General features: G+C 62.6%; 17 protein-coding genes. 9 read left to right on the top strand and 8 right to left on the bottom strand.

Annotation, left to right across the window (positions count from 1 at the left end):
• Positions 1–16 precede the first annotated feature (16 nt).
• The 5 genes from ACI3GR_RS14480 (at position 17) to ACI3GR_RS14460 (ending at position 5,017) form a co-directional block, all read left to right on the top strand.
• Positions 17–229 carry a hypothetical protein gene (locus ACI3GR_RS14480; protein WP_407495433.1) on the top strand — a complete coding sequence of 71 codons (213 nt, stop codon included), beginning with the start codon at positions 17–19 and terminating at the stop codon, positions 227–229.
• Positions 230–524: 295 nt separating this feature from the next.
• Positions 525–1,160 carry a glutathione S-transferase family protein gene (locus tag ACI3GR_RS14475; protein ID WP_407495432.1) on the top strand — a complete coding sequence of 212 codons (636 nt, stop codon included), beginning with the start codon at positions 525–527 and terminating at the stop codon, positions 1,158–1,160.
• Between the two features lie 13 nt (positions 1,161–1,173).
• Positions 1,174–2,385 carry an acetyl-CoA C-acetyltransferase gene (locus ACI3GR_RS14470; RefSeq protein ID WP_407495431.1) on the top strand — a complete coding sequence of 404 codons (1,212 nt, stop codon included), beginning with the start codon at positions 1,174–1,176 and terminating at the stop codon, positions 2,383–2,385.
• A 14-nt stretch (positions 2,386–2,399) separates the two neighbouring features.
• The gene (locus tag ACI3GR_RS14465) at positions 2,400–4,583 is read left to right on the top strand and encodes a 3-hydroxyacyl-CoA dehydrogenase NAD-binding domain-containing protein (protein WP_407495429.1); all 2,184 of its coding nucleotides are present in this window, start codon (positions 2,400–2,402) and stop codon (positions 4,581–4,583) included.
• Between the two features lie 182 nt (positions 4,584–4,765).
• On the top strand, positions 4,766–5,017 hold the full coding sequence (locus ACI3GR_RS14460) for a hypothetical protein (protein ID WP_407495428.1): 252 nt from the start codon (positions 4,766–4,768) through the stop codon (positions 5,015–5,017).
• A gap of 50 nt (positions 5,018–5,067) precedes the next feature.
• Here ACI3GR_RS14460 and ACI3GR_RS14455 read toward each other — a convergent pair whose 3' ends face one another.
• The 3 genes from ACI3GR_RS14455 to ACI3GR_RS14445 all read right to left on the bottom strand — a co-directional run bounded on the left by ACI3GR_RS14455 (position 5,068) and on the right by ACI3GR_RS14445 (position 7,410).
• Entirely contained in the window at positions 5,068–5,817 is a 750-nt protein-coding gene (locus ACI3GR_RS14455; RefSeq protein ID WP_407495427.1) for a M48 family metalloprotease, read from the bottom strand.
• A gap of 155 nt (positions 5,818–5,972) precedes the next feature.
• Positions 5,973–6,590 (bottom strand): Hint domain-containing protein, encoded by a 618-nt coding sequence (locus ACI3GR_RS14450; protein ID WP_407495426.1) that lies wholly within the window; start codon positions 6,588–6,590, stop codon positions 5,973–5,975.
• Positions 6,591–6,765: 175 nt separating this feature from the next.
• The gene (locus ACI3GR_RS14445; RefSeq protein ID WP_407495425.1) at positions 6,766–7,410 is read right to left on the bottom strand and encodes a sulfotransferase family protein; all 645 of its coding nucleotides are present in this window, start codon (positions 7,408–7,410) and stop codon (positions 6,766–6,768) included.
• A 428-nt stretch (positions 7,411–7,838) separates the two neighbouring features.
• On the opposite strand from ACI3GR_RS14445, the gene ACI3GR_RS14440 reads away from it, so the two are divergent.
• The 4 genes from ACI3GR_RS14440 (at position 7,839) to ACI3GR_RS14425 (ending at position 12,556) form a co-directional block, all read left to right on the top strand.
• Positions 7,839–8,579: a sulfite exporter TauE/SafE family protein gene (locus ACI3GR_RS14440; RefSeq protein ID WP_407495424.1), complete on the top strand. Its 741-nt coding sequence runs from the start codon at positions 7,839–7,841 to the stop codon at positions 8,577–8,579.
• 78 nt (positions 8,580–8,657) lie between these two features.
• Positions 8,658–10,286: an AMP-binding protein gene (locus tag ACI3GR_RS14435; protein ID WP_407495423.1), complete on the top strand. Its 1,629-nt coding sequence runs from the start codon at positions 8,658–8,660 to the stop codon at positions 10,284–10,286.
• Positions 10,287–10,396: 110 nt separating this feature from the next.
• Entirely contained in the window at positions 10,397–11,419 is a 1,023-nt protein-coding gene (locus ACI3GR_RS14430; RefSeq protein WP_407495422.1) for a hypothetical protein, read from the top strand.
• 63 nt (positions 11,420–11,482) lie between these two features.
• Positions 11,483–12,556, top strand: coding sequence for a bifunctional transcriptional activator/DNA repair enzyme AdaA (locus tag ACI3GR_RS14425; protein WP_407495421.1), 1,074 nt, complete (start codon positions 11,483–11,485; stop codon positions 12,554–12,556).
• Positions 12,557–12,628: 72 nt separating this feature from the next.
• Here the strand turns inward: ACI3GR_RS14425 and ACI3GR_RS14420 are convergent, their stop codons facing one another.
• The 5 genes from ACI3GR_RS14420 to ACI3GR_RS14400 form a co-directional block, all read right to left on the bottom strand.
• Positions 12,629–14,035 carry an SPOR domain-containing protein gene (locus ACI3GR_RS14420; protein WP_407495420.1) on the bottom strand — a complete coding sequence of 469 codons (1,407 nt, stop codon included), beginning with the start codon at positions 14,033–14,035 and terminating at the stop codon, positions 12,629–12,631.
• 63 nt (positions 14,036–14,098) lie between these two features.
• Entirely contained in the window at positions 14,099–14,731 is a 633-nt protein-coding gene (gene upp / locus ACI3GR_RS14415; RefSeq protein ID WP_407495419.1) for a uracil phosphoribosyltransferase, read from the bottom strand.
• Positions 14,728–15,720: an adenosine deaminase gene (locus ACI3GR_RS14410; RefSeq protein WP_407495418.1), complete on the bottom strand. Its 993-nt coding sequence runs from the start codon at positions 15,718–15,720 to the stop codon at positions 14,728–14,730. Before ACI3GR_RS14410 ends, upp begins: the two co-directional genes overlap by 4 nt.
• Before the next feature lie 139 nt (positions 15,721–15,859).
• On the bottom strand, positions 15,860–17,050 hold the full coding sequence (locus ACI3GR_RS14405; RefSeq protein ID WP_407495417.1) for a phosphopentomutase: 1,191 nt from the start codon (positions 17,048–17,050) through the stop codon (positions 15,860–15,862).
• Positions 17,050–18,354, bottom strand: a complete 1,305-nt coding sequence (locus ACI3GR_RS14400) for a thymidine phosphorylase (RefSeq protein WP_407495416.1) — start codon at positions 18,352–18,354, stop codon at positions 17,050–17,052. The genes ACI3GR_RS14405 and ACI3GR_RS14400 overlap by 1 nt, the downstream gene beginning before the upstream one ends.
• Between the last annotated feature and the right edge of the window lies 1 nt (position 18,355).

Here is an 18,355-nt window from a genome sequence, read left to right as displayed (position 1 = left end):
GCAACCCGGAGGAGACATGCCCAAACGCTTCCGCCTGACCCGCCGCCTGCCGATCGCGATGACCGAAGACGGCTACCGCCGCCTGAAACGCTTTGCGCAAGAGGCCGGGCTGGATGAAGGCGAGGCGCTGTCGTTCCTGTTCGAAAACTTTGACAGCGTAACGGACGAGGACAACCTGACCCACCGCCTGCGCCTGTTCAATTCCGAGCTGGAGGCGCGCAAGCGATGATGACGTCGCAGACCTCGGATTTTCCGAACCCTTTAAACGATCAAAGCCTCCGGCGGGAGTATTTCCGGAAAGATGAAGTCCGATCCACCCCGCCGCACGGAGACGCGATCATCCAGCGCGCGGCAGGGCTTCACCTTTCACGCCCATCGGCTCTCCAGCCTGTGGCGCAGGATAAATATTCAGACGGCATAGTTAATAACGCGTTACCTCGTGGCTTCATCTTTCAATAAATACCTCCACGGGGGTGCGGGGGTGTGAAACCCCCGCGGCGCAAACGGTCCAAGGGAGGACGGACATGATCAAACTCTATTGCTTTGGCGAAAGCGGAAATTCCTATAAGGCGGCGCTGCCGCTGGAACTATCGGGCCTCGACTGGGAACCGGTGAAGGTCGATTTCTTTGGTGGCGAGGCCCGCAGCCCGGAATACGCCCAGATGAACGTCATGGCCGAAGCGCCCGTGCTGGTCGACGGCGATGTGACGATCAGCCAGTCCGGCGTGATGCAGATGTATATTTCGGAAAAGACCGGAAAATTCGGCGGCTCCACTCGGGAAGAGGCGCGCGAAGTGACGCGCTGGATGTTCTGGGACAATCACAAGATGTCCTCGCAATGCGGCACGCAGCGGTTCCTGATGAACTTCCTGCCCGAAGATAAACGACCTCAGGAAGTCATCGCCTTTAACGCCGGTCGCCTGAAGGCCGCGTTCAAGACGCTGAACACCGCGCTTGAGGGCCGCGACTGGCTGGTTGGCGACAGCGTCACCCACGCTGATTTTTCCTGCTGCGGCTACCTGTTCTATCCCGAGCCCTTCGGTTTCGACCGCAAGGACTGGGCCAATATCGACCGCTGGCTTTCGAACATCGAAGGTCTGGACGGTTGGAAACACCCTTATGATCTCATGCCTGGTCGGCCGTCCGACCGGGGCCAGTAAGAAGGAGGCAGACATGACTGAAGCCTATATTTATGACGCCGTGCGGTCGCCGCGCGGGAAAGGCCGCGCTGACGGATCTCTGCACGAGGTGACATCGGTCGCATTGGGCAAGCAGATGCTGAACGCGATCAAGGAGCGGTCCGATCTGGACGGTCACGCGGTCGAGGACGTGATCTGGGGCAATGCGACCCAGGCCATGGAACAGGGCGGCTGTCTGGCGCGGACCACTGTGCTGGCCTCTGACCTCGACGAACGCATCCCCGGCCTGTCGATCAACCGCTTCTGCGCCTCTGGCATGGAAGCCGTGAACTTGGCAGCGAACCAGGTCAAAGGCGGCGCCGGCCAAGCCTATATCGCTGGCGGTGTCGAGATGATGTCCCGCGTGCCCATGGGCAGCGACGGGGCGGCTGTGGCTGTGGACCCGACTGTCGCGATGGACGAATACTTCGTGCCGCAGGGCATCAGCGCCGACATCATCGCAACCGAATACGGGTTTTCCCGTGATGACGTGGATGCACTGGCGGTCGAGTCGCAGAAACGCGCTGCCGCCGCTTGGGAAGACAACCGTTTCGATAAGTCCATCGTGACGATCAAGGACGTGAACGGCCTGACCATTCTGGACCGCGACGAATACATGCGCCCCGGCACCGACATGCAATCGCTCGGGTCTTTGAAGGCGTCCTTCAAGGACATGGGCGAAGTCATGCCCGGCTTCGACAATGTCGCCAAGCTGAAGTACCCGCATCTGGAGCGTATCAACCACGTGCACCATGCAGGCAACTCTTCCGGGATCGTCGACGGCTCTGCCGCTGTGCTGGTGGGCAACAAGGAATTCGGTGAGAAATACGGGCTGAAACCCCGCGCCGTGATCCGTGCTACCGCCAAGATCGGCACCGACCCAACCATCATGCTGACGGGCCCCGTCCCCGCGACGGAACGCATCCTTCAGCAGTCCGGCATGTCCATCAACGACATCGACCTGTTTGAGGTGAACGAAGCATTTTCCGCCGTTGTCCTGCGCTTCATGCAGGCCTTCGACGTCGACCATTCCAAGGTCAACGTCAACGGCGGCGCGATTGCCATGGGCCACCCGCTTGGCGCGTCCGGCGCGATCATCATCGGCACCTTGCTGGATGAGTTGGAGCGCACCGGCAAAGGCACCGGTCTTGCGACGCTGTGTGTGGCCTCCGGTATGGGTGCCGCCACGATCATTGAACGCGTGTAAGGGAGACGAAAGATATGTCTGAATTCACGATGGAAAAAGGCGCCGATGGCGTCGCAGTCATCACCTGGGACCTGCCGGGTAAATCCATGAACGTGCTGACGCTGGAAGGCGCATCGCAGCTGGACGCGGCGATTGACGACGCGCTGGCCGATGATGCGGTCAAAGGGATCGTCATCACCTCTGGCAAGGACGCTTTTGCGGGCGGCATGGACCTGAACGTTCTGGCCGGCATGAAGGACAACGGCGCGCAAGGCGTGTTCGATGGCGTCATGCAGTTGCACCACATGCTGCGCAAAATCGAACGCGCCGGGATGGAGCCTAAGACCAACAAGGGCGGCAAACCGATCGCCGCCGCCCTGCCCGGCACCGCCATGGGCATCGGTCTGGAACTGCCGCTGGCCACGCATCGCATCTTTGTCGCGGACAATCCCAAGGCCAAGATCGGCCTGCCCGAGATCATGGTCGGCATCTTCCCCGGTTCTGGCGGCACCACCCGTCTGGTCCGCAAGCTGGGTGTCATGGGCGCGTCCCAATACCTATTGCAGGGCAAATCGGTTGATCCGAAAAAAGCCAAATCCGCGGGCATCGTGGATGAGGTCGTCGAGGATCCGGTAGCCGCCGCGAAAGAATGGGTGCTGTCCGAGCCGAAGATCGTCAAACCGTGGGACGAAAAGGGCTACAAGATGCCCGGTGGTGCACCGTACCACCCCGCAGGGTTCCAGACTTTCGTCGGCGCAAACGCCATGGTCAACAGCCAGACCTGGGGCGCCTTCCCGGCGGCCAAGGCGCTGCTATCCGCTGTGTATGAGGGCGCAATGGTCCCCTTCGACACCGCGCTGAAGATCGAAGCGCGCTGGTTCACCTCGGTCATCATGAACCCGTCCTCGGGCGCGATGATCCGGTCGCTGTTCCTGAACAAGGAAGCACTGGAAAAAGGCGCGAACCGTCCCGACGTGCCGGACCAGACCGTGAAAAAGGTCGGCGTCATGGGCGCAGGCATGATGGGCGCGGGCATCGCGCTGGTGTCGGCGCAGGCAGGCATCGACGTTGTGCTGATCGACCAGAAGCAGGAAGCTGCGGACAAGGGTAAGGCTTACGTCGAATCCTATTTCGAAAAGGGCATCAAGCGCGGCAAATCCACGCCCGAGAAGGCCAAGGCCGTTCTGGACCGGATCAACGCCACGACCGACTACAATGCGCTGTCTGACGCGGACCTGATCATTGAGGCCGTGTTCGAAGACGTCGGTGTCAAAGCCGAAGTCACGAAGAACGTCGAAGCCGTGGTGCCCGAAGATTGCATCTTCGCCACCAACACCTCGACCCTGCCGATCACCGATCTGGCCAAAGCGTCGAAGCGGCCCGAGCAGTTCATCGGCATCCACTTCTTCAGCCCTGTAGAACGCATGATGCTGGTCGAGATCATCAAGGGCGCCGAAACCGGCGACCGCGCGGTGGCCAAGTCGCTGGATTACGTCCGCCAGATCCGCAAGACGCCGATCGTGGTGAACGATGCGCGCTTCTTCTACGCCAACCGCTGCATCATCCCCTACCTGAACGAAGGGGCGCGCATGGTGGCCGAAGGGGTCGAACCCGCGCTGGTCGACAACGCAGCCCGTCTGCTGGGCATGCCCGTGGGGCCGCTGCAGCTGATGGACGAAACCTCTATCGATCTGGGTGTGAAGATCGCCAAGGCGACCAAAGAAGCCTTGGGCGAAAAGTACCCGGCGGAAAACAAGCCCGTCGATGACCTGATCTTTGGTCTGTATGACGCAGGCCGTCTGGGTCGCAAGGCCAACGCGGGCTTCTTCGACTACGACGAAAAGGGCAAGCGTCAGGGCTACTGGGACGGTCTGGACGACCTGACCCCAACGCTGGAAGACCAGCCCGATGTGACCGAGGTGCAGCATCGCCTGATGTTCGCACAGGTGCTGGAGGCCGTCCGCGCGCTGGAAGAAGGCGTGCTGGAAGACATCCGCGAAGGCGACGTCGGTGCGATCCTTGGCTGGGGCTTTGCGCCTTGGTCCGGTGGTCCGTTCAGCTGGCTGGACATCCTCGGGTCGGAATACGCGGCCGAGCGTTGCGATCAGCTGGCCCAGAAGTTCGGCCCGCGGTTCAACTGCCCCGACCTGCTGCGCGACATGGCGGCTAAGGGTCAGAGCTTCTATGGCCGCTTTGGTCAGGACGCCAAGGCCGCCTAAGGTCTAGAGATACACGCACGTTCAACGGCCCCCCTGCGGGGCCGTTGTCATTAATAAAAGCCATCCAGTTTTCTTCGGAAATCTCAGGACAGTTAGATACGCTAGGCCATTGTGGCCCACAACGACCTGTCTATGCCGTTATCCCCGGGTCACTGTGAAGTGTTGAGTTCGGGAGATATTTAATGAAAAAAGTATATATTGCTGCAGCTTGCGCTGCGCTGACCTTGGCCGTCGCCCCCGCCCATGCGGGCAACGGCAAGCTTTCGCGGTCTGATGGATTCGAATTGAAAATCGATTGCAAAGGCTCGGGTTGCAAAGTTCAGGGCAAGAAACCGGGCGGCAAATGGGGCCTTGTCGAAAAAGGCAAAGGCGGCCGCGACAATTACTTGAAACTGGTCTCGAAATACGAGGCCCAAGGGTTCAAGCTGAAATAACCCAGCCTTTCAGTGCCCCGCATACGCCATAGGTTGCGGGGCGATAGAGGTCACTCTGACCCCCCATGTACGCGCAAAAACCGCTGTGCCCCGGGCAGATCAGGTTGCGCCCGCAACACCGCTAGAAACCGCGCGAACCCATCCGGCGACAATCCCGCGGCATCAAGCCGTGACTGCGCGAAAGCTCTCGCCTCGCCTTCTTCTTCCGCGGAAAACGCATAATCCACCAATCCCATCGGGGCCGCCCGGATTTGATCTGCCCCGGCGTCGGCGTCTTCCCACAACAGCCTGCGACGCGCAGGGCCTGACACCTGCGCCACCACACGCCGCTGCGCATGGGAATAATATTGGTACTCTGGCACCTCGCGCAGCCGCGCCTCGTGCCCCAACTCATGCGCCAGAATTGCGGCCAGCATGGCACGGTCCCCGCCGGTGGCCTGTACCAGTTCTTCCGTCAGGTACAGATTGCCCGCCGCATCCGACAAGATGAACACCCCGACATCACCACCCTTCAACAGGGTGATACTAGGGCAATATCGATCCCCTTTGTAATCCGTTCCGCCGACCGACAGGCAAACCGCCAGAACCTGATCGTACAAAGATTGGTCGGAAAACCGCATCAAATCCCAAAGCCCATCCCGCACGGCCATGGACAGGGCCTCGTAAGTAAAGGACGTCACATCCAACACGGCCCGATCAACGGAATAGAGGCTCGCCGCCCTGTGCTGGCGGACCTGCCAACTACCGATGATGGCAATGGCCGCGATACCAAGACCCGCAATGACCCATCGTCGCTTCATTCAAATCAGACCTCGCCACCCCGACGACACAATGCAGGTCAAAGCCTTGCCGCACCACAAAAAAAGACCACGGCAACGGCCGTGGTCCAAGTACCTTCACAGAGCAGAAGGGGATCGCGTATGATCAGCGCGAAGGGATTTTGGTCAGTGGCGGATCACGCGGCCTGGGCCAGCGTGCCGTTCAGTTCGGTCCGAACGGCGGCAACAAGACCGGCATCGGACAGGGATTTCAGGGTGCGATATTCGCGGCCGCCTTCACGGGCATCGGCATCTCCCTGCGCGGGGCAGATGCACATCGCGCCAGAGGCGGCAAAGATGACTTCTTCGTTGTCAAACTCCAGCGTGACGACCGTGGCGGGCATGTCAGGGGTTATGCGGGAAATGCCGCCGACACCGACCAGGTCTTTAGCCATCATCAGAACGAAGGCGTCGCCCAAGGCAGCTTGGGCCGCGTTGCTTTCGACCAGCACGGTCTGGTGCGGCAGCAGCACCATGTCCTGCGTGTTGCCGATGGCGCCTGCGGGCACGAACAGCGGCTGTTCGGAGCGGGGACCGGCGCCCTTGGCCCAGACGCGGGTGCGGCGCACGGCGCGCACGGTTTGCAGCCCACTGTTGTAGGTGACGACGCGAGCACCGACTTCGATGTCTTCGATGCGCTCAAAACCGCGGGCGGTGCAAATCTTGGTACCTTCGATCAGGCCGGAAACGTTTGCGGAGCCGAGGTCGCTTTTGCGCTGCTCTGCGGTGACGCTGATGTTCTTGGCCTTGATCATTTTCCAATCTCCCGTCCGTCGGCGTTTTGCCGTTTTTCGTGACATCCTCAGTAGGCGCTTGGTTGAGGGCTGAAACACGGGCGAAATGGGGCAAGTTTCGGACTTTGATCAGCGGGAGGCGACAGATCCGGCAGGACGCGCGGGATTGTTCACACTGGCACCACAGTACACAGGTTCAGAAGCTATATCCGAAGCGTTCGATGTCTTCTGCACAGCTTTCAGCGATCAGATTCGAATCGAATTCGCTGTAGTGGCGACGGTACTCTGCGCCCATGCCTGTCACATTTTCCTGTGGCAGGCTCAGCGTGAACCCAAGGTGGTCAAACAGCGGCTGGGCGTCTTCTACGAAATGCTCCAACCGGATGAACAGCGCCTGACGTTCGCGGCCTGCTGCGTCTGTCACGTAATGGCGCGCGGGGCTGGCGCGAAAGCTTTTCTGAATAAACGGCTGGTTCAGAAAAGTGCTGAAGTCATGCGCCTTGGCGACCTTCACAGCCGGGTGGTCGAAGGTCTGTCGCTGCAGCCAGTGGTAATAACTGACCGTCCGCGCCCAAGGGTTACGGACCAGCGCAAAAATGAAAAGCTGATCAAGGTCGTCCGGCGTCACCAATCCGTCCAGATCGGCCACGGTCGAATGCTTCCACAACCGCCCGCGCGTTTCGATCCCCTTTACCTTACCGCGCCGGTTCCGCGCCTTGGGCGTATCGCCCAGCATAATGTCATCCTTCATCGCCCTGTCTTCGAGGGCGAGGGCAAGCGATGTGCCCCCCGTCTTGGGAATGTGGATGAACAGGTAATTACGGCCGCGCGACAGGATCATGGGGGGAGTTAGGGCGATGCGGCGGCAAAGGGCAAGGGTGGCGATATGCTTCCAGAATTGATCGCACCTTTTCAGTGCCAAACTTGAAAGCCCACTCAACAGAGGACCGCGTCCGACCGCGGGGTGGGCGCACGACCTTACGTGGTCGCCACTTTATCTATCCGCGATAGCTTCCAGCTCAATCATCGCGTGAACGTCAACATCGCGCCCGCCCCTGGGGGCGGTCGGGCGCGGCCCGGCGGCTCTTCGAGCCTTGATTCCGGGCTGGGTACACTGATCCTGCGGTCCATTCAGCACAACAATTTCGCCATGAACCGAAGACCTCCGGTGGTACAAACGCCCAGCGGGCAGGCCTAGACCTCCGCGGTATACCTTGCCGTGACCCCTCATCCTGCCCTACCACTCCCACAGCCCCACGCAGGACAACCATGGACCCCATCTACCTTCTTTTCTTCGCTGCCCTGATGGTCGGCACGGCTAAAGGCGGGCTGGCGACCGTGGGGTCACTGGCCGTCCCATTCGTCGCGCTGGTGATGAACCCGGTCACTGCGGCCGCGATCCTGCTGCCCGTCTATATCACGACCGACTGGGTCGCCGTGGGGCTGTATCGCAAGACCTACTCAAAACCGAACCTTGTCATCCTGATCCCGTCAATGCTGGCGGGTGTCGCGATCGCCACCGCGATGGTCCAGTTCGCGCCCGAAGCGATCTTGCTGCTGATCACCGGCGCAATCGGCCTGTGGTATTGCCTGCGCGCGTGGCTGCGGCGCACCCCTGCGGTCAAAACCGACGCCGCCGTCTGGCCCGGCGCAGGATGGGGCGTTCTGGCGGGGATCGCCACCTACATCACCCATTCCGCCGGACCGCCGACGCAGGCCTACCTGCTGCCGCAACAGCTGCCCAAACTGCAATTCGCGGGCACCATCGCGATCTGTTTCGCCATCATCAACCTGTCCAAACTGCCCGGCTACGCCTTGGCCGGACAATTCGATGACATTGACTGGAGCCTCACCCCATGGCTGATCGCCACCGGCATCCTGGGCACCATCATCGGTCGCCGCCTGACCCAATGGCTGCCGCAATCCGCCTACGTCCGCGTTATCGAAATCCTGCTCTTTGCGCTGTCGATCATCCTGCTTGTCAAAGGCACCGCCCAACTGCTGGCGTAACCGCGACGCTTCGCCAGTTCCATCACCCCGATTTCTGCGCTATTCCAACAGGCGGAATTAGCCATGGGGAGGATGGACATGGGCTGGATGGCAGATGAAACGGGTTTGGAAAAATGCGCCGCGAACTACGTGCCGCTGACGCCGCTGACCAACCTGCGCCGCGCGGTTGAGATCTGGCCGAACCGCGAAGCCTTGGTCTATGGCCAGTTCCGCAAAACCTATGCCGAATATTACGAGCGGGTGACGCGCCTTGCCTCGGCCCTGCACGGCATGGGCGTGAAACCCGGCGACGTCGTCGCGACGATCCTGCCGAACCTGCCCCCCCATGCCGAGGCGCACTTTGGCGTCCCCGCCTGCGGCGCGATTTTGAACGCGATCAACACGCGGGTCGAGGCCGGGACCATCGCCTATATCCTCGACCACGGAGAGGCCAAGGTCGTCCTGTGCGACAGCCAGTTCATCCCTGTGCTGGCCGAGGCGATCGACCAGATGGAAGGCCCCGCCCCGATCATCATCGAATGCCCCGACGATCAGGCAGGCGTGCACGCACAATCCGATCACGTCACCTACGAAGAACTGCTGACCAAGGGCGATCCCTCTTTCGACTGGATCATGCCCGAGGATGAGTGGGAGTCGATCGCGCTCAACTACACCTCTGGCACCACGGGTCGGCCTAAGGGCGTCGTCTATCACCACCGCGGCGCGCATCAGAATGCCATGGGGCAAATTCTGTCGTGGCGGATGCAGCTTTATCCGCGCTACCTGACCATCGTGCCGCTATTCCACTGCAACGGCTGGTGCCACACATGGATGATCCCGCTGCTGGGCGGCACCGTGGTCTGCTGCCGCGACATCACCGCGCCTGCCCTGTTCAACGCTTTTGCCGATGAAGGCGTCACCCATTTCGGCGGCGCCCCGATCGTACTGAACATGCTGGTCAACGCGCCCGACAGTCAAAAACGCGACTTCCCCCAGACGGTCGAGGTCTTCACCGCAGGCGCCCCGCCCGCCCCCGCGACATTAGCCAAGATCGAACCGATGGGCTTCAACGTCACGCAGGTCTATGGCCTGACGGAAACCTACGGGCCCGCCACGGAGTGCACTTGGGATGACGACCTCTGGGGTGACCTGAAAGGCGACGACCGCGCCGCGATCAAGGCACGTCAGGGTGTGGCCATGCCCGCCTACGACCACATCACCGTCATGACATCCGACATGGAGATGATCCCCCGCGACGCGCAAGCGACCGGAGAGATCATGATGCGCGGCAACGGCGTGATGAAAGGCTATTACAAGAACCCCGAAGCCACGAAAGAGGCCTTCGCGGGCGGCTATTTCCACACCGGCGACATCGCCCTGCAGCATCCCGACAACTACATGCAGATCGCGGACCGGGCCAAGGACATCATCATTTCGGGCGGGGAAAACATCTCCTCGGTCGAAGTCGAAGGTGTGCTGATGGGCCACGAAGACGTCATGCTATGTGCCGTGGTTGCCAAACCGGACGAGAAATGGGGAGAGGTCCCCTGCGCCTTTGTGGAATTGAAAGACGGCCGTCAGGGGGACGAGGCTGCGCTGATCGCCTATGCCCGCGAACGGCTGGCGGGCTTCAAGACACCCAAGAAGGTCGTGTTTCAGGAACTGCCCAAGACCTCGACCGGGAAAATCCAGAAGTTCGAACTGCGAAAAGCGGCAAAAACCCTGTGACCCGCACGCGCGCCCACCCCGGCGCGCGTCCTTTTCGCCTTTTGCGACAATTGCCCCGGGCCTTGGGCCGTGATAGTTTTTGCGCCACAGGCAGGGCAGCAGGGTAAACCGTGGTTTTTTCACAATATCAGAAACTTACCGCGACGGGCCTATGGCGCCCGACCCCAGAAGACCAGCGTCAGGACGTGGTCGCCACGATCGGAGAGGCGACGCTGATCCTGACCGACAAACGTGGCCAGACGGTTGCGCATTGGTCGATTGCCGCGCTGGCCCGGGCCAACCCCGGCGAATTCCCCGCCATCTTCCACCCGGACGGTGACCCGGGTGAGACGCTGGAACTGACGATTTCGCAATCCGAAATGGCCACCGCGCTGGACCGGATGCGCACCCATATCGCCCGTCGTCGCCCCCACCCCGGACGGCTGCGTCTGGTCATCCTGATTGCCGTACTGGGCGCCGTAATTGCGGGCGGTGTCTTCTGGCTGCCCGATGCCATGCGCCGTCACGCGATTTCGGTCGTACCCAAAGCCAAACGGGTCGAGATCGGAGAGGCGTTACAAGCCGAGATCGCCCGCGTCTCTGGCCCCGCCTGCGACCAGCCCGAAGGTCAGGCTGCGCTGAACAAGCTGGCCGCGCGCGTCGCCCCGGATGAACCCAGCCTGAAGGTCGAGGTCGTCCGCCAAGGCGTCACCGGCGCGCTGCTGCTGCCGGGCCGGACGATGCTACTGAACCGTGCGGTGGTCGAGGATTTCGAAGAACCCGATGTGGCTGCAGGCTATATCGTGGCGGAACTCTACCGTGCGGCCTCGGGCGATCCGCTGGCGGCGCTGTTGAACCGGGCGGGCCTTGCCTCGTCCTTCCGGCTGTTGACGACGGGTGACCTTCCGCAGGGGACGATCCGCAAATATGCCGAACACCTGCTGACCGGCGATCAGCCCCGCCCCCCGAGCGAACAGCTGATCCCACGGTTCGAAGCGGCCCAAGTCAGATCAACCCCCTACGCCTATGCCATTGATTTGACAGGCGAAACGGTTCTGGACCTGATCGAGGCCGATCCCTTCGCCGCAAATGCACCGCCGCCCCTGCTGCGAGATGCCGATTGGATCCGGCTGCAAAACATCTGCGGCGCGTGATCCCCGGACATTGCCGCCCGATTTCCGGCGCATGCGCCCGGTGGAATCGGCTAGTCTGGTCGCATGATGTTTGACCTGCCTGACCCCGACACCTGCTATACCAGCTTTTTCGCGCAATCCCCCGGCGCGCGGGGGCGCATCTGGGTGGGTGTCACCTCGACCGGTATCTTCTGCCGCCCGGGGTGCCCAGCCCGCCAGCCGAAACCCGAAAATTGCCGCTGGTTCGGATCGGTCCACGATTGCGTCGACGCAGGCTTTCGCCCCTGCAAACGCTGCCGCCCGCTAGAGCCTGAGGGCGCCGATCCGCTGGTCACCCGCCTGACCCGCGCGCTAGAGGAGAACCCCGCCCGACGCTGGACCGAAGGCGACGTGATCGCGATGGGCCTAGATCCCTCGACCGTCCGCCGCGCCTTTCGCCGTGCACTTGGCATGACCTTTCTGGACCTCGCCCGCCTGCGCCGCATGCAAGCCGGGATGGGAGAACTGGCCAACGGATCACGCGTCATCGACGCGCAACTGGAGGCGGGTTTCGACAGCGGATCAGGCTTCCGTCAGGCCATGTCACGCCTTTTGGGCATGCCGCCCGAGGCGATGGCCAAGGCCTGCGACGCGCTGCTGAAGATCGACTGGATCGCCACCGATCTAGGCCCGATGATCGCCGTTGCAGACGATCGCAGCCTGCATCTATTGGAATTCGCTGACCGCCCCGCCCTGCCGCGCGAACTGGCCCGTCTGCGCCAGTTCTCCAAAGGTCGCATCGGGCTGGGCCGTCCTGCACCCATCGATCAGGCGGCAGAAGAGATGGCCCAGTATCTGTCGGGGCAACTGACCCGCTTTGAAACACCGCTGGCCCTGCATGGGACCGAGTTCACGAAATCCGTCTGGGACGCTTTGCGCCGGATACCGTCGGGCGAAACCCGCAGCTATTCCGACATCGCCCGCCAGATCGGCCGCCCCAGTGCAACCCGCGCCGTGGCACGCGCCAATGGTGCCAACCAGATCGCGATAATGATCCCCTGCCACAGGGTCATCGGCGCCGATGGATCGCTAACGGGTTATGGCGGCGGGCTGTGGCGCAAGGAACGGCTGATCGCGTTAGAGCGTCAGGCAAGCGTCCCGTCGCGAGCGGCCGGGTAAGGCGGGGGCGCTGCCCCCGTCCTGCGGACTCCCCCGGGAATATTTATAGGACCAAAGAAGCCTTAGGGCGCTTTAGCGGCGCGGGAACGCGTCGTGGAAGCCCGCGCGGCGCGCGATGTTCAACGCATTGCCCAGATCGCGATCATTGCCGAAGGGCCCGATCATCACCATCTGCGCCGTGCCAGAGTTGCGCATGCGAACCGGCAAGCCATTGGCCGAAAGGCGCTGCGCCACGGACTGTGCATTCGCAGGCGTCCGGTACGACCCGACCTGAATATAGGACCCGGCGCTGGCCACCCGCTGCGGCGCGACATTGCGCGACGACACAGTGGTCCGGGGCGTATCGTAGTTCGGCACGCGGTAGCCCTGCGGTGCAGCGGCCTGAGGCGCAATCTGCACCGGAACCAGCCGACGCGGCGTCGTTTGTGTCCAGACTTGGTTCGACTGGGCCATACCTTGCAGCGTCTGTTCGCCACGACGCGGGTTCAGACGGTCGTCTTCCCAGATCGGACGATAGCCCTGGGGCACCTGAACACCTTGGCTGAGAACGCGTTCTTCGTAGGCTGGGCGCGGCAAGACACGCGCGGTTGGCGCGATCTGGGCCTGAGTGGTGGTGCGGGCGCGAACCACGCGCTGCACATTCGTGCGCGGCACTTCGAAGACACGCGGACCAGCGGCCACCGGGGCCTGCGGCACACGGGCGTCGTAATTCGGCACGGCTGTTGTGCCACGATAATCGGGCGTCGCATAGCCCGGCGCACCGGCAAAACGCGGCGCAGGCTGGGCCGCCCCGGGGGCATAGGGTGCATAATCGGCCTGTGGCCCGCAGCGTACGCCAGCGGCACCGCCAAAGCCCATGTACTGCTGACCCGTCGCCGACAGGTTGCCACAGGCACGCGCCGTCGGGGCGGCTACCTGCGGCGCGACCGAGGGGGCGACGATCCGGGGACGCGCCTCAACCACCGGGGCGGCGGGCGCGGAATAAACGGGCGGCGCGGCGCGAACGGTGCGGACGGACGGTCCGGTAACCACGGGCTGTGCCGGGCGGATCACCACCGGCGCGGCTGTGGGGGCTGCGGCACGAACACTCGGCGTGGGGCGCGGCGCAACGCGGGTCGTGGTGGCCGTGCGCACGGTGGGTGTCCGAACTGTCGCGGCGGTTGATCCACCAGCCTCGGGCACGGCTGCGGTGATCACCGTCACGCCCGACCGATCAACCGGTGCGGGTCCGGAGGTGGCGCCCGCGACCTGCGTCGGCTTGAACCCGCAAACGGCGGTCCGGTTGCGCGCCATACGCGGCACCCACTGGGTTGCGCCATCCACGCCAGCCCGGACGAAAACGCAGCCCTTGCTGTCCACGTACTGAGAGCCTTTGAACGTCGCTGGCGGATACTCTGCCGGTCCTGCCTGCGCCAAAGCCGCACCCGGCCCGGCAAGTCCCAGCAACACAACGGAAAGTATACGAGTAATAGCGTTCATAATGGCCCCCCGGCTTTGCGTATTACACTGAACCAATCCAAGGGGTGAGTAAAGGGATTCGGCCTATTTTGTGCCGAACATCCGATCACCCGCATCCCCTAGTCCCGGCACGATATAACCCTTGTCATTCAAATGACTATCTAGCGCGGCGGTCACGATCGGCACGTCGGGATGTGCCTCTTTCATGCGCGCCACACCCTCGGGCGCGGCCAACAGGCACAGGAAACGGATGTTGGTGGCGCCTGCGTTCTTCAACAGATCGATCGCCGCGGCCGAGGAATTGCCCGTCGCCAGCATCGGATCGACGGCGATGACCAGACGATTATCAAGCGCTTCCGGCACCTTGAAGTAATATTGCACCGGCTGCAGCGTGACCTCGTCCCGATAAAGGCCAACGAACCCCACACGGGCCGATGGGATCAATTCCAGCACCCCGTCCAGCAACCCATTGCCCGCGCGCAGAATGGAAATCAGCGCCAGTTTCTTACCTTCAAGCACCGGGGCATCCATCGGCTCCAGCGGGGTGTCGATGCGCTGCGTGGTCATCGGCAGGTTGCGCGTGATCTCATACGCCAGAAGCTGAGAGATCTCGCGCAAAAGCTGGCGGAACACGGCGGTCGAGGTCGACTGATCCCGCATCAACGTCAGCTTGTGTTGCACCAAGGGGTGGTCGACGACAGTCAGGTGATCAGTCATTGCGGATGGTCCTTCAGCTTTTCGGCGATCTTGGCGCGTGTATCGGCGTCACAGAAGGCCGCGTCCAGAGCCACCTGTGAAATTTCGTGGAAATCCGACGGGCCCCAACCGAATGTGCGCGCCAATTGTTCGTATTCGCGTGTCATCGTGGTGTGAAAAAACGGCGGATCGTCGGTCGACACGGTGACCTTCACACCGCGTTCGCGAAGGGCCTGAATGGGGTGCTTGTCCCACTTCGGGTAAACACCCAGCACGACGTTCGATCCCGGGCAGACCTCCAGCACGATGCCGTCTTCGGCCAGACGATCACACAGGGCATGGTCGTTGATGGCCTGCACACCATGGCCGATGCGTTCCACCTTCAGATCATCCAGCGCCTCGCGGACGGATTTTGCGCCGCCCCATTCACCCGCGTGTGTCGTCAGATGCAGACCGGCCTCGCGCGCCATGTCAAAGCTGTAGGAGAAATCGCCCTGACGGCCCTTGCTCTCATCTCCGCCCATGCCGAAACCGACGATCCAATCGCCCGCAGTCTCTGCCGCACAGCGCGCCGCGTCCTTGGCCTTGTCGGGGCCGAAATGCCGGATACAGGTGACGATGCCGCGCAGGGTGATGCCATCGCGGGCTTCGGCCTCTGCCGCCGCTTCTTGCATCGCATGCAGATATTCGCGCCAGGCACCGACGTCGCCACCACCACAGAAATCCGGGGACACGAAGGTTTCGCAATAAACCACGCCATGCGCCGCGCTTTCTTCCAACACCGCGCGCGTCAGCCGCGCGTAATCATCAGGCGTCTTCAGCACGGATGTCGCGGCCTCGTAGACGCTTAGAAAATGGACGAAATCCCGAAAGGCATAGCTGCCGTCTTCCCGAAAGATCCCCGACAGGTCGACCGATTTTTCCTGTGCCAGCCCCCGGATAAACGACGGCGGGGCCGCGCCTTCCAAATGCAGGTGCAACTCCAGTTTTGGCAGCTCTTTCAGGCTCATCCGCGCCTCTCCTACTTCTTGATGCGGCCCCGCGCACGGGCCGGCATCCCTTCATCTTTCCCCAAATACCTCCGGGGGAGTCGCGAAGCGACGGGGGCAGCGCCCCCAATCCCATCCTCTCATGCACCGGCAGTTGGCGTCAGTCCCAATCCACACCCAGATGCGCGGCGGCCAGATGCGCGACGCCGGTAAAAGGGATCAGCCCCAATTCTTTCGCGCTTTGCCCCGCAATCAGCACCGGCACCCGTTCGCGCGTGTGGTCGGTACCAATCCATGATGGGTCATTGCCGTGATCCGCCGTCAGGATCAGCATATCACCGTCTCGGAGCTTTGGCAGGATCATCCCCAGTTCCGCATCAAACCATTCCAGCGCGCGCGCATAGCCCGAGATATCGCGACGGTGCCCATAGAGGCTGTCAAATTCGACAAAATTCGCAAATGTCAGGCTGTTGTCTTCAGCCTGATCCACAGCATCCGACAGGTGGCGCATCAGCTCTTCGTCTGCGCCCTTCACCACGTCATCGATGCCGGACATCGAAAAGATATCGCCGATCTTGCCGATCGCGTGTACCCGCCGCCCGCTGGCTTGGACCCGGTCGCACAGGGTGGGCGCAGGCGGCGCGATGGCGAAATCTTTGCGGTTGGTTGTGCGGGCGAACGTCTCGGGGCTGTCCCCAAGAAAGGGCCGCGCGATCACGCGCCCGACCTTCATCTGGTGCAGCATCGGGGCCAGCCCCTTGCACAGGTCCATAAGCCTTTGCGGACCAAAGGTTTCTTCATGCGCAGCAATCTGGAACACGCTGTCCGCCGAAGTATAGCAGATGGGCTTACCTGTCCTCAGATGCTCTGCCCCGTGTTCGGCGATGATGGCCGTGCCAGACGCGTGACAATTGCCCAAGATATCATCGACGCCCGCAAGTTCGCAGACTTTGGCTGTTACGTCCGGCGGAAAAGCCGGCTTGGTGTCGGGGAAGTAGTGCCAATCCCAAGGCACCGGCACGCCCGCCAATTCCCAGTGGCCCGAGGGCGTATCCTTGCCCGGCGACACCTCGGTCGCAGCACCCCATGTGCCCGTGGGCACCGCATCCAACCCCGGCACCTCATCGCCCGAGGCCAGCCGGACCGCAGCCCCCAACCCCATTGCATCTAGATGCGGCAGGCGCAGGGGGCCTGACCGCCCCTCCTCGGCCCGGCCATCTGCACAGGCCTGCGCAATATGCGCCAGCGTATTGGCCCCGGTGTCGGGAATATCGCCGTTGAAGAACCGATCCGCATCCGGTGCACCACCAATGCCAACGCTGTCCATCACGGCCAGAAACACGCGCGCCATCAGCCGATCCCTTCGCGGATCAGGTCAGGCACAACCGGCGCATCGGGGGCGATGGTGATCGCCTTTTGCACCGCGCGCACCGCGGCCTCGGCATGGTCCATGCGGGATGCGTGAACCCGCGCCAAAGGCTGACCCTTGCGGACCTTGGCCCCCAATGTCGTCATATCGGAAAGGCCCACGGCATAGTCGATCTTGTCCGTTTCGACCTTGCGCCCGCCGCCAAGGTCCACGACCACCATGCCAAGCGCCTGACCGTCCATGGCGCTGACATAACCGTCAGACGCGGCGGCGACTTCGCGGATCACGGTGGACTCGGGCAGGAACCGCTTTGGGTCGTCCATGAACTTGATCGGCCCGCCCATGGCCGCGATCATGCGTCCGAAATACTCGGCCGCCGTTCCGCTGGAAATCGCCGACAGGATCATCGCGTGCCCGGTCGCCACATCCCCTGCCAGCCCTGCGTTCGCCAGAACCACGCCGCCCAGAGTTGCCGACAGATCCAACAGTGCGCCCTGCTTGCGCCCCGTCAGCACAGCGCAAGAGGCCGCGACCTCCAACGCATTGCCCAAAGACGGGGCAAGCGGTTGGTTCATATCGGAAATCACGGCAGCGGTCTTGCAACCGGCCTCGTTCGCGGTGGTCACCAGCGCCTCGGCCAGCGACTTTGCCTCGTCCATGTTCTTCATGAACGCGCCAGAGCCGATCTTGACGTCCAGCACCAATCCATCCAGCCCGGCGGCCAGTTTTTTGGACAGGATCGACGCCGTGATCAGGTCAAGGCTTTCCACGGTCGAGGTTACGTCGCGCACCGCGTACAAACGCCGATCCGCAGGGGCGATATCCTTGGTCGCCGATACGATCGCACAGCCCGCGCGTGCCACCACATCGCGGAACTGCGCTTCCTCCAGATCGGTGTGCAGACCGGGGATCGCCTCCATCTTGTCCAGCGTACCGCCGGTATGGCCCAGCCCCCGCCCCGAGATCATGGGCACATAGGCTCCGCAAGCCGCCAGCGCCGGGGCCAGCACAAGGCTGACGCAATCGCCGACGCCACCGGTGGAATGCTTGTCCAAGACGGGACCGTCGAGGTCCCATTTCAACACCTTACCGCTGTCGCGCATCGCCAGCGTCAGGCCGACCCGGCCTTCGTCCGTCAGCCCGTTCAGCAGTGCCGCCATGGCAAAGGCCCCGGCCTGCGCGTCCGTGACGCCGCCATCAGCCAACCCCTTGGCGAACCACTGCAATTGGTCGTGATCCGGCGTTTCCCCGTCGCGCAGACGGGCGATGATCCTGCGGGCGTCCATA

The organism is Pseudooceanicola aestuariicola, from assembly GCF_045763785.1.
Lineage (GTDB): Bacteria > Pseudomonadota > Alphaproteobacteria > Rhodobacterales > Rhodobacteraceae > Pseudooceanicola.
The sequence above is the reverse complement of the archived record's forward strand: the minus strand, read 5'-3'. Positions and strand labels throughout refer to the sequence as shown.